We start from the raw sequence: 13,555 nt of genomic DNA on the forward strand, positions 1-13,555 counted from the left end.
CCGCCAAACCCAGGCGCGCGGTCCGAATGACCCCGGCCGAAGCCGAGGAGATGTTCGCCCGGCTCAAGGCGCTGAACCCCAAGCCGGCCACCGAGCTCGAATACAGCTCGCCGTACGAACTGCTGGTCGCGGTCGCCCTGTCCGCGCAGGCCACCGACGTCGGCGTCAACAAGGCCACCCGCAAGTTGTTCCCGGTCGCCAACACGCCGCAGGCGATCGCCGCGCTCGGGGTCGAGGGGCTCAAGCCCTATATCGCCACGATCGGGCTGTACAACACCAAGGCCGCCAATGTGGTCGCGCTGTCGCAGCAGCTGATCGATCTGCACGGCGGCCAGGTCCCGCGCGAGCGCGCCGCGCTCGAGGCCCTGCCCGGGGTCGGCCGCAAGACCGCCAACGTGGTCCTCAACACCGCCTTCGGCGAACCGACCATGGCGGTCGACACCCACATCTTCCGGGTCGCCAACCGCACCGGCCTGGCGCCCGGCAAGAACGTGCGCGCGGTCGAAGACAGCCTGCTCAAGCGCGTACCGCCGGCCTACCTGCACGACGCGCACCACTGGCTGATCCTGCACGGACGTTACGTTTGCAAGGCACGAAAGCCGGACTGCCCGCACTGCGCGATCCGCGATCTTTGCCACTACCCGGACAAGACCCCAGGCCAGCCGGAGCCCGTCGCCGCTTGATTTGCGGCTATCGGCGGGCGCTTGGCGGGACCGTCATGGATCGGTCATGCCGGCGAAATAAGTCAGTCCTGTCATATTTACGCAACTTTCACACCCTAGCCTGCGCGGCATCCAACCACGCCCTAGGGCCACGCCATGAAACTCTCCCGCAGCACCCTGTCCGTCGCGCTGCTCGCCGCGCTCGTCGCTCCGGCCGCCCACGCCGAAGTCGCGCTCGACGTGATCGGCGACTCCGAAGTCAGCTTCGAAGGTCTGCTCCAGGCCGACTACTACAGCTACGGCAACGACCTCAAGAACCTCAACGTCGACGCCCCGGACGGCAGCGATTCGGACAACGAACTGCGTCGCGCCGAGCTGGTGCTGAAGGGCAAGGGTCCTGGCAACTTCGAGTGGGTGCTGGGTTACGACGCCAAGGACGACAAGTTCCTCGACGCCAACGTCAAGTACAAGTTCGGCAACAACGCCAACCACTTCATCCAGGTCGGCCAGTTCAAGCAGCCCAACAGCCTGGAAGAGCTGTCCTCGACGAAGAACAACGACTTCGTCGCCAAGGGCTCGATCACCAACACCTTCGGCATCGCCCGTCGCGTCGGCGTCGGCTACTACTACGGCGACGTCAACTGGGGCGTCAACGCCACCTACTTCAGCCGCGAGCTGACCCGTAACCGCAAGCACGGCAACGGCTTCGGCCTGCGCGGCACCTGGGCTCCGATCCTGGAGACCGGCAACGTCCTGCACTTCGGCCTGTCGCATGTCGATTACGACGCCGACCTGGGCGGCACCGCGGGCACCGGCGACACGGTTTCGTTCAGCGCCCGTCCGCTGGCCGACATCTCGCAGACCCTGGTCAGCACCGGCTCGATCACCCGCTCCGACCGCGTCGCCACCACCGGCGTCGAAGGCCTGTGGGTGCACGGCCCGTTCAAGCTGCAGGGCGAGTACATGAAGACCAGCGTCAAGCGCTACGGCGTGGCGCCGGACGTGGACTTCGACGGCGGCTACATCAGCGGCCTGTGGAACATCACCGGCGAGACCTGGGGCTACAAGGCCGGCACCCCGACCACCCCGCTGCCCGACGCGCCCGAGAAGGGCCTGTGGCAGCTCGGCCTGCGTTACGACACCGTCGATCTGAACGACGGCAGCGGCAACGTCACCACCGGCGCCACCACCGGCGTGCTCGGCGGCGAGCAGGATGCCTGGACCCTGGGCGTCAACTGGTACTGGCGCTCGAACTTCAAGTTCATGCTGAACTACGTCAAGGTCGACAGCAGCAAGTGGGTCGGCGGCACCACCCGTCGCTACGTCGACGACAACCCGAACATCACCGAAGTGCGCATGCAGTTCTACTGGTAAGCCGTACCGCTTCTCTCCCCCCACTGGCAGCAAATTCGCGAATCGCCTCGGGGCGCGGCCTACGCCGCGCCCCTTTTTGCGTCCGGTCACCGGCCTCGCCGGCGGTCCAGCGCTTCAGCCAAATGTCGCGTGTCACCGGTTTGTCACATCTACGACCCGCGACTGTCATCGAACCGTTATGAAATTCGCAGCGAGCGGGCCATTGCCCGCCGTCTCTCTCCAGGAGCCCTCCGTGTTCAAGTCCTTCCGCTTCCGTCTCGCCGCGCTCGCGCTCGCGACCGCCGCCATCGTTCCGGTGGCCGCCCAGGCCGCCGACGTCACCGGCGCCGGCGCGTCCTTCGTCTATCCCATCATGTCCAAGTGGTCGGCCGACTACGCCCAGGCCTCCCAGAAGAAGGTCAACTACCAGTCGATCGGTTCCGGCGGCGGCATCGCCCAGATCAAGGCGGCGACCGTGGACTTCGGTTCCTCCGACGCGCCGTTGAAGCCCGATGAGCTGGCCAAGTTCGGCCTGGCCCAGTTCCCGTCGGTGATCGGCGGCGTGGTGCCGGTGATCAACGTCCCGGGCGTGGCCTCGGGCGCGATGAAGCTCGACGGCGAGACCCTGGCCAAGATCTTCCTCGGCAAGATCACCATGTGGAACGACCCGGCGATCGTCGCCCTCAACGGCGGCGTGCAGCTGCCGGCGAAGAAGATCACCGTCGTGCACCGCTCGGACGGTTCGGGCACCACCTTCAACTTCGTCAACTACCTGTCCAAGGTCAGCGGCGAGTGGAAGAGCTCGGTCGGCGAAGGCACCGCGGTCAAGTGGCCGGTCGGTATCGGCGGCAAGGGCAACGAAGGCGTGGCCGCCTACGTCAAGCAGATCCAGGGCGGCATCGGCTACGTCGAGCTGTCCTACGCGCTGCAGAACAAGATGACCTACTCGCGCATGAAGAACGCCGCCGGCAACTTCGTGCTGCCCAGCGACGAGACCTTCCAGGCCGCCGCCGCCAGCGCCGATTGGGCCAGCGCCAAGGACTTCTACCTGGTGATGACCAACGCGCCGGGCGAGAAGTCCTGGCCGATCACCGCGACCAACTTCATCCTGATGTACAAGCAGCCGAAGAACGCGCCGGGCGCCAAGAACGCCAAGGAATTCTTCCGCTGGGCCTACGCCAACGGCGACGCCCAGGCCAAGGCCCTGGACTACGTGCCGCTGCCGGACGCGCTGGTCAAGCAGATCGAAGCCTACTGGTCGGCGAACATGAACTACTGATCCCCCGCGGATCGGGTTGCACGGGACGGGCCTTCGGGCCCGTTCTGCGTTTTGGGGCTCGATTCACGCCCAATGCCCCTCCCCCGCCATAGCCCTTCTCCCGCCGCAGCCCTTCTCCCGCTTGCGGGAGAAGGTGGCCCGAAGGGCCGGATGAGGGCGCGCGAAAGCGAAGCGGCGACGCAAGCTCGTTGCTGCGCGGGCCCTCACCCCAACCCCTCTCCCGCGAGCGGGAGAGGGGCTAAAGCCGCGAGGGCTGAAGATCCCGGCACGGCCTTCTTTACGTCGCGCTCACGGCGCTACACCAGCCCGGCCTCGCCCCCAAAGCCCTCGCAAAGCCCGCCGCTACGGCCTTTCAGCCTTTCACTACAAATTCGTTACCGAACGATGTCATAGCGCTGTAACAAAAAGATCATCAAATGACACAGCCCCGCCGGCGAGCCTCGTCGGCACCCCTCATGGAGTTGCGCATGAAATCGTCGCCGGCCCGCATCGCCGCCCTGTCCCTCGCCCTGACGCTGGCCGTGGCCGCGTGCAAGCCCGGCACCGACGCGCCGAAGGCCGCCGCCGACGGCGCCGCTCCTGCGGACGCCGCTGCTGCGGCCGGCGACAAGACCGCCGCCCTGATCACCGGTGCCGGCGCGACCTTCATCTACCCGCTGCTGTCGAAGTGGTCCGACGACTACAACAAGGCCACCGGCGCCAAGGTCAACTACCAGTCGATCGGCTCGGGCGGCGGCATCGCCCAGATCAAGGCCGGCACGGTCGATTTCGGCTCCTCCGACAAACCGCTGACGGCCGAAGAGCTCGCCGCGGCCGGCCTGGGCCAGTTCCCGTCGGCGATCGGCGGCGTGGTGCCGGTGGTCAACATCGACGGCCTCGACGCCGGCAAGCTGCGCCTGACCGGCCCGCTGCTGGCCGAGATCTTCCTGGGCAACATCAAGGTCTGGAACGATCCGGCGATCGCTGCGGTCAACCCGGGCACCGCGCTGCCGGCGACCAAGATCAACATCGTCCACCGCTCCGACGGTTCGGGCACCACCTTCAATTTCGCCAACTACCTGTCCAAGGTCAGCCCGGCCTGGAAGACCAAGGTCGGCGAAGGCACCTCGGTGCAGTGGCCGGGCGGCGTCGGCGGCAAGGGCAACGAAGGCGTGGCCTCGTACGTGAAGCAGATCAAGGGTTCGATCGGCTACGTCGAACTGGCCTACGCACTGCAGAACAAGATGAGCTACGCGCAGCTACAGAACGCGTCCGGCAACTTCGTCCAGCCCAGCGCCGAGGCCTTCCAGGCCGCCGCCGCCAGCGCCGACTGGGCCAACGCCAAGGACTTCAACCTGGTGATCACCAACGCCAGCGGCGCCAACGCCTGGCCGATCACCGCGACCAATTTCATCCTGATGTACAAGCAGCCCAAGGACGCCAAGCGCAGCGCCGATACCCGCGCCTTCTTCAAGTGGGCGTTCGAGAACGGCCAGGCCCAGGCGAGCTCGCTGGACTACGTGCCGCTGCCGCCGGAACTGGTGAAGCAGGTCGAGGCCTATTGGGCGGCGGAGTTCAAGTGAGCCATCGGTCCGGGCGCGCAGCGCCCGGCTTTGCCGATGGGCCATCCCGCACCCCAAGCGCCCCGCCTCGATGGAGCCCGGATGTTCGGCGCCGCCGAAATAAAGCAGAGCCCGCCTGTGCGGGAACGACGTCCGCCACCAAGACCACAACGTTCTAGCGCACCGCACGCACGCCCCGCCCTCACGGACTCCTACTCGCAATGAACGCGACCGCCCTACCCACGTCCGCACCGCTAGCGCGCGACCACGCCGACGCGCGCAACGACCGTCTGTTCCGCTATGTCCTGACCGCGACCGTGATCTTCGTCCTGATCGCGCTCGCGGGTGCCGCGCTGTCGATGCTCTGGGGCGGCCGCGCCGTACTCGCCAAGGAAGGCATCGACTTCTTCATCACCGCCGAATGGAATCCGGTCGAGGACCAGTACGGCGCGCTGGTACCGATCTACGGCACCATCGCCACCGCGATGATCGCGATGATCATCGCCGTGCCGGTCAGCTTCGGCATCGCCTTCTTCCTGACCGAAGTCGCGCCGCGCTGGGCGCGCGGCCCGATCGGCACCGCGATCGAACTGCTGGCCGGCATCCCCTCGATCATCTACGGCATGTGGGGCCTGTTCGTGCTGGTGCCGGTGATGACCGAATACGTGACCCCCTGGCTCAACGACCACGTCGGCACCTGGCCGGTGATCGGCCGCCTGTTCCAGGGCCCGCCGCTGGGCATCGGCATGCTCACCGCCGGCATCGTGCTGGCGATCATGGTGATCCCCTTCATCTCCTCGGTGATGCGCGAAGTGTTCCTGACCGTGCCGACCCGGCTCAAGGAATCGGCCTACGCGCTGGGCTCGACCAAGTGGGAAGTGAGTTGGGACATCGTCCTGCCCTACACGCGCTCGGCGGTGATCGGCGGCGTCTTCCTCGGTCTCGGCCGCGCGCTGGGCGAGACCATGGCGGTCGCGTTCGTGATCGGCAACTCGGTCAACTTCTCGGCCTCGCTGCTGGAGCCGGGCACCACCATCGCCGCGCTGATCGCCAACGACTTCGGCGAAGCCACCGAGACCTACCGCTCGGCGCTGCTGCTGCTGGGCTTCGTGTTGTTCATCGTCACCTTCGTGGTCCTCGCCGCGGCCCGCTTCATGCTGATGCAACTCTCGCGCAAGGAGGGCAACTGATGGCCGTCGCCACCGCCAAGGAACTGCGCACCGCCGACGGCCTGTACCGTCGACGCCGCATCGGCAACACCATCGCGGTCGCACTGGCCTGTGCCGCCGCCGCATTCGGCCTGTTCTTCCTGGGCTGGATCCTGTGGACCCTGATCGCCAAAGGCCTGGGCGGCATCAACCTGGCGCTGTTCACCCAGAACACGCCGCCGCCGATGCAGGAAGGCGGCCTGCTCAACGCCTTCTTCGGCAGCGCGGTGATGTGCGCGATCGCGATCCTGATCGGCACCCCGCTCGGCGTCGCCGCCGGCACCTGGCTGGCCGAATACGGGGTCGGCCGCAAGATCGGCACCGTGGTCCGCTTCGTCAACGACATCCTGCTGTCGGCGCCGTCGATCGTGCTCGGCCTGTTCGTCTACACCCTGGTGGTGATGCAGACCGGCGGCAACTTCTCGGCCCTGGCCGGCGCGATCTCGCTGGCCTTCATCGTGCTGCCGGTGGTGGTGCGCACCACCGACGAGATGCTGCGCCTGGTGCCCTCGCAGATGCGCGAGGCCGCACTGTCGCTGGGCGTGCCGCAGTGGAAAGTGATCGTGCAGGTGCTGTACCGCAGCGCTTCGGCCGGCATCGTCACCGGCATCCTGCTCGCCCTGGCGCGCATCTCCGGCGAAACCGCACCGCTGCTTTTCACCGCCTTCGGCAACCAGTACTGGAGCACCAACGTGCTGCAGCCCATGGCCAGCGTCCCGGTGGTGATGAACCAGTTCGCCGGCAGCCCCTATGAATCCTGGCAGACCCTGGCCTGGGCCGGCGCTCTGGTGCTGACCTTCTTCGTCCTCGTCGTCAGCTTGATCGCGCGCACCCTGGTGCTGCGGAATCGGATTTCCAATGACTGACCTGACCCTTCATACCCTCGACCGGACTCCGGCCATGAACGACGCCCGCCTCACTCTCGCCACGCCCGAGCGGGACAGTACCGCCGCCGCCTCGGCGCCGGTCAAGCTCGCCGCACGCGGGCTGGACTTCTACTACGACAAGTTCCACGCGCTGAAGAGCATCAACCTGGAGATTCCCGAGAAGCAGGTCACCGCGCTGATCGGCCCTTCCGGTTGCGGCAAGTCGACCCTGCTGCGCATCTTCAACCGCATCTACGCGCTGTACCCGAAGCTGGAAGCGCGCGGCGAAGTGTTGCTGGACGGCGAGAACATACTCGACGCCAAGTACCCGATGAACCGCCTGCGCAGCAAGGTCGGCATGGTGTTCCAGAAGCCGGTGCCGTTCCCGATGACCATCTTCGAGAACGTGGCCTACGGCATCCGCCACCACGAGAAGCTGTCGAAGTCGGAAATGAACGACCGCGTCGAGCACGCCCTGCGCCAGGGCGCACTTTGGGACGAGGTCAAGGACAAGCTGGGCCAGAGCGCGCTGGGCCTGTCCGGCGGCCAGCAGCAGCGTCTGTGCATCGCCCGCGCGGTCGCCCTGCGTCCGGACGTGCTGCTGCTGGACGAGCCGACCTCGGCGCTGGACCCGATCTCGACCAGCCGCATCGAGCAGTTGGTCGAGGAGCTCAAGAAGGACTACACGATCGCGATCGTGACCCACAACATGCAGCAGGCCGCGCGCGTGTCGGACTTCACCGCCTTCATGTACCTGGGCGATCTGATCGAGCACGCGCCGACCGAAACCATATTCTCCAAGCCGAGCAAGCAGCAGACCGAGGATTACATTACCGGGCGGTTTGGGTGAGGGACCGCGCTTAGCCGATGCCCTATCGGCATCGGCTGCGGTACCGAACGCCCGGCCAGGATGGCCGGGCCGGACCATCCGGAGACCGAGTGTCTCGCCATGGATGGCAATGCAGTACAAACCAGAATTGGAACGAAATTCGGACACTCCCATGAGCACCCATATGCACGACCATATCGTCAAGAGCTACGACGACGAGCAGCGCCGCCTGCTCGACGAAACCCTGCGCATGGGCGAGATGGCCGCGTCCCAGCTCGAAGCCGCGCTCGACGTGGTCGAACGCCGCGACGACAAGGCCGCCGAGCGCATCATCGCCAACGACGAGGCGATCGACACGCTGGAGCAGGAAATCAGCCACGACGTGATGAAGCTCGCCCTGCGCGGGCCGATGGCGCGCGACCTGCGCGAGATCCTGGCCGCGATCCGCATCGCCGCCGACATCGAACGCGTCGGCGACTACGCCGCCAATGTCGCCAAGCGCTCGACCGCGCTCAATCTGTCGCCGCCGCTGCCGCACATCGCCGGCCTGCACGCGCTGGGCACGCTCGCGGTCAAGCAGCTGCGCGACGTGCTCGCCGCCTATCGCGAGAACGACATCGAACTGGCCCAGCGCGTGCGCGCACGCGACGCAGAGATCGACACCGCCTACACCGGCCTGTTCCGCGAGCTGCTCACCTACATGATGGAGGACGCGCGCAGCATCACCCCCTGCACGCATCTGCTGTTCATGGCCAAGAACATCGAACGCATCGGCGACCACGCCACCAACATCGCCGAAAACGTCTGGTTCCTGGTCAAGGGCGAGGAACTGCTGCCGCCGCGCGAGAAGCGCGACGACACCAACACCACCGGCGTCGTCTGATACGAAGCCGTGCCCGGCTCCGCGATCGCGGGGCCGGGCTGCGGGCGCCTCCCGGGCGCCGATCCGTCTCGCTGCAGCGCAGCAAAACTGCAAACGTTTCCAGCACTCGCTAACTGAACGCACGCCCAACAAAACCGATCCGGCTGCCTCCGCCGCGAACCGTTTGCCGTAACCCCTAACTCTTGGTACATGTTCGCAGCGCCCCGCTGCGGTTTATGTAGCAAGGATTCGGAGGGATACGAAGGGCATGAGCGTGACGTCGGCCTATGGCGATTTGGAAGCGGCCCGTGCGGGCGACCGCGGCGCGCTCGAACGCGTGCTGGTGCGCTCGCGCCAGGACCTGCGCCGTTACGCCGAATTCCACTGCGTCATCAACGACGTCGAGGATGCGGTCCAGGAAACCCTGATTGCGGTCTCGCGCAAGCTGTGCGACCTGCGCTCGCTGGAGTGCTTCGCCTCCTGGACCTTCCGCATCGTCAAGCGCGAGTGCAACCGCCTCAAACGCTGCATGCGCCTGCTCACCGGCGAGGCGATCACCGAGGACATCCTGGCGGTGGCGCTGCCCGAGCCCTGCCAGTGGCGCCACGATGTCGCCGCCGCGCTCGAATCCCTGCCCGCGCACTATCGCGAGGTCGTGCTGCTGCGCGATCTGCAGGGCCTGACCATCGCCGAAATGGCCGAACGCCTGTCGCTCACGCGCGAAGCGGTCAAGGCGCGCCTGCACCGCGCGCGCATGCTGGCGCGCGAATATCTGGATCCATGAACAGTTTTCGAACAAGGAACCGGGCACACTGCGCCCGCTTCCGCCCTGTGTTTTTCACCGGCGGGTCGATCCCGTCATCATCGCCAACGTAATGGAGAGCAAGCGCATGTCCAAGCAGATCAAGAAACCCGTCGCCCTCGCGCTCGGCGCCGCCCTGGTCGGCGGTTTGACCCTGTCCACCTCCGCCTTCGCCATGAGCGACCTCGCCCAGGGTTACCTGCTCGGCGCCCAGCAGGCGCAGACGGCCGATAAGGCCGCCGATGCCAAGGCCACCGACGCCAAGGCCGCTGAAGGCAGCTGTGGCGCCGACAAGAAACATGCCGAAGGCAGCTGCGGCGCCGACAAGAAGCATGCCGAAGGCAGCTGCGGCGCCGACAAGGACAAGAAGGCCGCAGAAGGCAAGTGCGGCGAAGGCAAGTGCGGTGCCGACAAGAAGAAGACCGGCGAAGGCAAGTGCGGCGCCGACAAGGACAAGAAGGCTGCCGAGGGCAAGAAGGCCGCCGAAGGCAAGTGCGGCGAAGGCAAGTGCGGTGGCTCGGTCTGATCCACGCATGGAAGGCGTGCGTCCGCTGAACGCGGACGCCGTCGGCCTCGGTTTGCGGCGGGCCCTGCTGGGCCCGCTGCGATCGGCCGCGCCCACCGATTTCGACTTCCTCGAGCTCGCGCCGGAGAACTGGATCGGGGTCGGCGGCCGCTACGGCGACGCCCTGGGCGAACTCGCCGCGCGCCATCCGCTGGTCTGCCACGGCCTGTCGCTGTCGCTGGGCGGCACCGAGCCCCTGGACGAAACCTTCCTGATCCGGGTCCGCCGCTTCCTCGACCAGCACCACGTGCGCCTGTACAGCGAACACCTGAGCTACTGCAGCGACGACGGCCACCTCTACGACCTGCTGCCGATTCCGTTCACCGAGGAAGCCGTGCACCACGTCGCCGCGCGCATCCGCCAGACCCAGGACATCGTCGGCCGCCGCATCGCGGTCGAGAACACCTCGACCTACGCCACGCCGCATCAGGAAATGAGCGAGATCGACTTCACCCAGGCCGTACTGGCCGAAGCCGACTGCGACCTGTTGCTCGACGTCAACAACGTCTACGTCAATTCGATCAACCACCGCTACGACGCGAGCGCGTTCCTGGCCGCGCTGCCGGGCGAACGCATCGCCTACATCCACGTCGCCGGCCATTACGAAGAAGCCGACGACCTCAAGATCGACACCCACGGCGCCCCGGTCAAGGACGCGGTGTGGTCGCTGCTGGGCGAGGCCTACCGGCGCTTCGGCGCGCGCCCGACCCTGCTCGAACGCGACTTCAATTTCCCGCCCTACGCCGAGCTGGTGGCCGAACTCGACACCGTGCGCGCCGTCTTGCGCGAACACGCGCCCGCCGCCGCGCGCCAGGCCCATGGCTGAGCCGCGCGCCGACGCGCCCGCGCGATTGCGCGCGCAGCAGTTCGAACTGACCCGGCACCTGCGCGACCCGCATGCCAGCCCCGCCCCGGCCGGTATCGAAGAGCGGCGCCTGGCGGTCTATCGCGACCTGCTGTTCAACAACATCGAAGGCCTGCTGGCCGGCAACTTCCCGGTCGTCAGCGAACTGCTGGGCGAACAACGCTGGACTGCGCTGGTGCGCGACTTCTACCGCGAGCACCGCTGCCGCACGCCGCTGTTTCCCGAGCTCGCGCGCGAGTTCCTGCGCTACCTCGAAGACCGCGACGAACTCGAGCCGGCGTTCCTGCTCGAACTGGCGCACTACGAATGGGTCGAGCTGGCCCTGCAGCTGTCCGATGCCGCGCTCGATCCGGCCGAGTTCGACGCCGATGCCGACCTGCTCGACGGCGTGCCGGTGCTGTCGCCGCTGGCCTGGCCCCTGGCCTACGTCTGGCCGGTGCATCGGATCGGCGCGCAGTTCCAGCCGGAGGCCCCGCCGCCGCAACCGACCCTGCTGCTGTTGCGGCGCGAGGCCGACGGCGAGGTCCGTTTCTCCGAACTCAGTCCGCTCGCCTATCGCCTGGTCGAACGCCTGGGCGAGTCGCCCGAACTCAGCGGCCGCGAGCAGTTGCAGGCGCTGGCCGCCGAGGCCGGCAGCGACGACCTGGCCAGTTTCGTCGTCCAGGGCCGCGCCCTGCTCGAACAGATGCGCAGCAACGGCGTCGTGCCAGGCGCGCGCGCCGACCGTTCCGTCTGATCGCGGCCCTGCTTGGGTGGCGCCGGCGCTAGCGGCGCGTTTCCTGCCGTGCCGGCGCGCCGCATGGCCGTCCCGAAGACCGCAGACCCCGGAGCCCGCAGCGCTGGCTGCGCCTCGGCGAGGCCGCATACGGCCCTGCAGACGGGTCTGCCATCGCCGTCTGCTAGGCTTTCCGCATGATCGATGCCGGCACCGCCCCCAAACCCGCCACCGCCCCGCCCCGTCTGAACACCCGTTTCCGCGGCTTTCTGCCGGTCGTGGTCGATGTCGAAACCGGTGGTTTCGATTGGAACCGCCACGCTCTGCTCGAGATCGCCGTGGTTCCGCTGGAGCTCGACGAAAACGGCCTGCTGATTCCCGGCGTCACGGCCAGCGCGCACGTGGTGCCCGCGCTCGGCCTGGAGATCGATCCCAAGTCGCTGGAAGTGACCGGTATCGACATCGACCATCCGTTCCGCGACGCCAAGCCCGAGCGGATCGCGCTGGAAAACGTGTTCGCGCCGGTGCGCGAGGCGGTCAAGCGCCACGGCTGCCAGCGCGCGATCCTGGTCGGCCACAACGCCCACTTCGATCTCAACTTCCTCAACGCCGCGGTCGCGCGCAGCGGCCACAAGCGCAACCCCTTCCATCCCTTCAGCGTGTTCGACACCGTGACCCTGGGCGGCCTGGCGTATGGCCAGACCGTGCTCGCGCGCGCGGTGCAGGCCGCGGGCTTCGAATGGAACGCCGAAGAGGCGCACTCGGCCGTCTACGACGCCGAGCGCACCGCGCAATTGTTCTGCAAGGTCGTCAACGCCTGGCCCTTGCCGCTGCCCGGCGCCTGAGTCCCGCGACCGGCCCACCCTGACGCAAGGAACGCGCAGCGCATGCAAACGATTTTTACCGCCCTGATCGCACTCGCGCTCGCATTGCCGGGCGCGGCCTGCGCGCAAGCGGGCTGGATCGACCGCGAAGGCAATCGACTGCCGCAGACCGAGTCGATGCGCACGGTCCAGGAGTTCAGCGGCCGCCTGCTGATCACAGCCGACGGCGACTGGCAGGAAAAGTGGGACACCCCGGCAGAGCACACGCCGACCTTCACCGCCGCCGAGGAAGTCAGCAGCGGCGGCACCCTGACCATGCTCACCTTCCTGGCCAATCCCAAGGTCGGCGCCGACGGCATGACCGATGTCGCCTGCGACTTCCTCATGCTGCGCCCCGACGGCACCGCGAGCACCGGCGCCAAGGATCTGCCCTGTTTCAAGGTCAAGCTGGAAGGCAGTCCGGCCCACACCTACCTGACGACGACGAACCTGCAGTTCGTCGCCGAACCCGGCGACCCGCCGGGCCGCTGGACCCTGCGGGTCACGCTGAAGGACCGACTGCGCGGCGTCGAAGTGCCGCTGAGCGCGAGCTTCGTCCTCAAGTAAGCGATCGCTTCGCAAGCACGAGCCGGATCGCGATGCGAACCGGCCCTGCCGCTCGCTCTGGGCTCAAGCCCAATCGCCCACCGGCTGCCGCACCGCGACGTTGAGGCGGTTCCAGACGTTGATGTTGGCGATCGCCAACACCAGCGCGGCCAGCGCGGGCTCGTCGTAGTGACGCTGCGCCTCTTCCCAGACCTTGTCCGATACCGCATCGGAACGGTCGCAGATGCGCGTCACCGATTCGGCCAAGGCCAACGCCGCGCGTTCGGCTTCGTTGAAGTACGGCGTCTCGCGCCAGGCCGCGACCGCGAACAGGCGCTCATCGCTTTCGCCGTCCTTCTTGGCCTTGCGCGAATGCATGTCGACGCAGGCGCTGCAGCCGTTGATCTGGCTGGCGCGCAACTCGACCAGATCGAAGGTCGTGCTCGGCACTCCGTTCTGCTCGGTCGATTTCTTCAGCGCCCACAAGGCCTTCATGGCATCGGGCAGGAGCACGGCGGGATTGTTCATACGGGCATGGATTTGCATGGCAGGTTTCTCCTTGTCACATTGAGGGATGCAGGTGCGTCATAGAGATGACG

General features: G+C 67.1%; 15 protein-coding genes. 14 read left to right on the forward strand and 1 reads right to left on the reverse strand.

What is annotated here, in order from left to right:
* The first annotated feature begins 26 nt into the window (after nucleotides 1-26).
* From nth to ASE10_RS18125, 14 genes are all read left to right on the forward strand, one after another.
* Nucleotides 27-683, forward strand: a complete 657-nt coding sequence (nth, locus tag ASE10_RS18060; RefSeq protein WP_056306336.1) for an endonuclease III — start codon at nucleotides 27-29, stop codon at nucleotides 681-683.
* A gap of 135 nt (nucleotides 684-818) precedes the next feature.
* Nucleotides 819-2,036: an OprO/OprP family phosphate-selective porin gene (locus ASE10_RS18065; RefSeq protein WP_055910512.1), complete on the forward strand. Its 1,218-nt coding sequence runs from the start codon at nucleotides 819-821 to the stop codon at nucleotides 2,034-2,036.
* A gap of 232 nt (nucleotides 2,037-2,268) precedes the next feature.
* Complete coding sequence (gene pstS / locus ASE10_RS18070; RefSeq protein WP_055910514.1) at nucleotides 2,269-3,294, forward strand: phosphate ABC transporter substrate-binding protein PstS; 1,026 nt, start codon at nucleotides 2,269-2,271, stop codon at nucleotides 3,292-3,294.
* Nucleotides 3,295-3,761: 467 nt separating this feature from the next.
* A complete protein-coding gene (gene pstS / locus ASE10_RS18075) occupies nucleotides 3,762-4,856 on the forward strand; it encodes a phosphate ABC transporter substrate-binding protein PstS (RefSeq protein ID WP_055910692.1) in 1,095 nt (364 codons plus the stop codon).
* A 200-nt stretch (nucleotides 4,857-5,056) separates the two neighbouring features.
* A complete protein-coding gene (gene pstC, locus ASE10_RS18080; protein WP_055910516.1) occupies nucleotides 5,057-6,025 on the forward strand; it encodes a phosphate ABC transporter permease subunit PstC in 969 nt (322 codons plus the stop codon).
* On the forward strand, nucleotides 6,025-6,909 hold the full coding sequence (gene pstA, locus ASE10_RS18085; RefSeq protein WP_055910518.1) for a phosphate ABC transporter permease PstA: 885 nt from the start codon (nucleotides 6,025-6,027) through the stop codon (nucleotides 6,907-6,909). The genes pstC and pstA overlap by 1 nt, the downstream gene beginning before the upstream one ends.
* 34 nt (nucleotides 6,910-6,943) lie before the next feature.
* A complete protein-coding gene (pstB, locus tag ASE10_RS18090) occupies nucleotides 6,944-7,759 on the forward strand; it encodes a phosphate ABC transporter ATP-binding protein PstB (protein WP_055910522.1) in 816 nt (271 codons plus the stop codon).
* Between the two features lie 151 nt (nucleotides 7,760-7,910).
* Complete coding sequence (phoU, locus tag ASE10_RS18095) at nucleotides 7,911-8,621, forward strand: phosphate signaling complex protein PhoU (RefSeq protein WP_055910525.1); 711 nt, start codon at nucleotides 7,911-7,913, stop codon at nucleotides 8,619-8,621.
* Between the two features lie 247 nt (nucleotides 8,622-8,868).
* Nucleotides 8,869-9,384, forward strand: a complete 516-nt coding sequence (locus ASE10_RS18100) for an RNA polymerase sigma factor (RefSeq protein ID WP_055910528.1) — start codon at nucleotides 8,869-8,871, stop codon at nucleotides 9,382-9,384.
* Between the two features lie 106 nt (nucleotides 9,385-9,490).
* On the forward strand, nucleotides 9,491-9,928 hold the full coding sequence (locus ASE10_RS18105) for a hypothetical protein (protein ID WP_082559975.1): 438 nt from the start codon (nucleotides 9,491-9,493) through the stop codon (nucleotides 9,926-9,928).
* Nucleotides 9,929-9,935: 7 nt separating this feature from the next.
* Nucleotides 9,936-10,793, forward strand: coding sequence for a DUF692 domain-containing protein (locus ASE10_RS18110; protein ID WP_056306338.1), 858 nt, complete (start codon nucleotides 9,936-9,938; stop codon nucleotides 10,791-10,793).
* Nucleotides 10,786-11,568 (forward strand): putative DNA-binding domain-containing protein, encoded by a 783-nt coding sequence (locus ASE10_RS18115; RefSeq protein ID WP_055910535.1) that lies wholly within the window; start codon nucleotides 10,786-10,788, stop codon nucleotides 11,566-11,568. The genes ASE10_RS18110 and ASE10_RS18115 overlap by 8 nt, the downstream gene beginning before the upstream one ends.
* Before the next feature lie 176 nt (nucleotides 11,569-11,744).
* Nucleotides 11,745-12,392, forward strand: a complete 648-nt coding sequence (gene rnt, locus ASE10_RS18120) for a ribonuclease T (protein WP_055910537.1) — start codon at nucleotides 11,745-11,747, stop codon at nucleotides 12,390-12,392.
* Nucleotides 12,393-12,434: 42 nt separating this feature from the next.
* Nucleotides 12,435-12,977 carry a hypothetical protein gene (locus ASE10_RS18125; protein ID WP_056306341.1) on the forward strand — a complete coding sequence of 181 codons (543 nt, stop codon included), beginning with the start codon at nucleotides 12,435-12,437 and terminating at the stop codon, nucleotides 12,975-12,977.
* Nucleotides 12,978-13,040: 63 nt separating this feature from the next.
* Here ASE10_RS18125 and ASE10_RS18130 read toward each other — a convergent pair whose 3' ends face one another.
* Nucleotides 13,041-13,502 carry a carboxymuconolactone decarboxylase family protein gene (locus ASE10_RS18130; RefSeq protein WP_200945895.1) on the reverse strand — a complete coding sequence of 154 codons (462 nt, stop codon included), beginning with the start codon at nucleotides 13,500-13,502 and terminating at the stop codon, nucleotides 13,041-13,043.
* Nucleotides 13,503-13,555 lie beyond the last annotated feature (53 nt).

It is taken from the genome of Lysobacter sp. Root76, from assembly GCF_001428685.1.
Lineage (GTDB): Bacteria > Pseudomonadota > Gammaproteobacteria > Xanthomonadales > Xanthomonadaceae > Lysobacter.

Bases quoted from the DNA above. Each gene is read 5' to 3' on its own strand.
- nth (WP_056306336.1), top strand. From the start codon at position 27: ATGACCCCGGCCGAAGCCGAGGAGATGTTCGCCCGGCTCAAGGCGCTG.
- ASE10_RS18065 (WP_055910512.1), top strand. From the start codon at position 819: ATGAAACTCTCCCGCAGCACCCTGTCCGTCGCGCTGCTCGCCGCGCTC.
- pstS (WP_055910692.1), top strand. From the start codon at position 3,762: ATGAAATCGTCGCCGGCCCGCATCGCCGCCCTGTCCCTCGCCCTGACG.
- pstC (WP_055910516.1), top strand. From the start codon at position 5,057: ATGAACGCGACCGCCCTACCCACGTCCGCACCGCTAGCGCGCGACCAC.
- pstA (WP_055910518.1), top strand. From the start codon at position 6,025: ATGGCCGTCGCCACCGCCAAGGAACTGCGCACCGCCGACGGCCTGTAC.
- pstB (WP_055910522.1), top strand. From the start codon at position 6,944: ATGAACGACGCCCGCCTCACTCTCGCCACGCCCGAGCGGGACAGTACC.
- phoU (WP_055910525.1), top strand. From the start codon at position 7,911: ATGAGCACCCATATGCACGACCATATCGTCAAGAGCTACGACGACGAG.
- ASE10_RS18100 (WP_055910528.1), top strand. From the start codon at position 8,869: ATGAGCGTGACGTCGGCCTATGGCGATTTGGAAGCGGCCCGTGCGGGC.
- ASE10_RS18105 (WP_082559975.1), top strand. From the start codon at position 9,491: ATGTCCAAGCAGATCAAGAAACCCGTCGCCCTCGCGCTCGGCGCCGCC.
- ASE10_RS18110 (WP_056306338.1), top strand. From the start codon at position 9,936: ATGGAAGGCGTGCGTCCGCTGAACGCGGACGCCGTCGGCCTCGGTTTG.
- ASE10_RS18115 (WP_055910535.1), top strand. From the start codon at position 10,786: ATGGCTGAGCCGCGCGCCGACGCGCCCGCGCGATTGCGCGCGCAGCAG.
- rnt (WP_055910537.1), top strand. From the start codon at position 11,745: ATGATCGATGCCGGCACCGCCCCCAAACCCGCCACCGCCCCGCCCCGT.
- ASE10_RS18125 (WP_056306341.1), top strand. From the start codon at position 12,435: ATGCAAACGATTTTTACCGCCCTGATCGCACTCGCGCTCGCATTGCCG.
- ASE10_RS18130 (WP_200945895.1), bottom strand. From the start codon at position 13,502: ATGCAAATCCATGCCCGTATGAACAATCCCGCCGTGCTCCTGCCCGAT.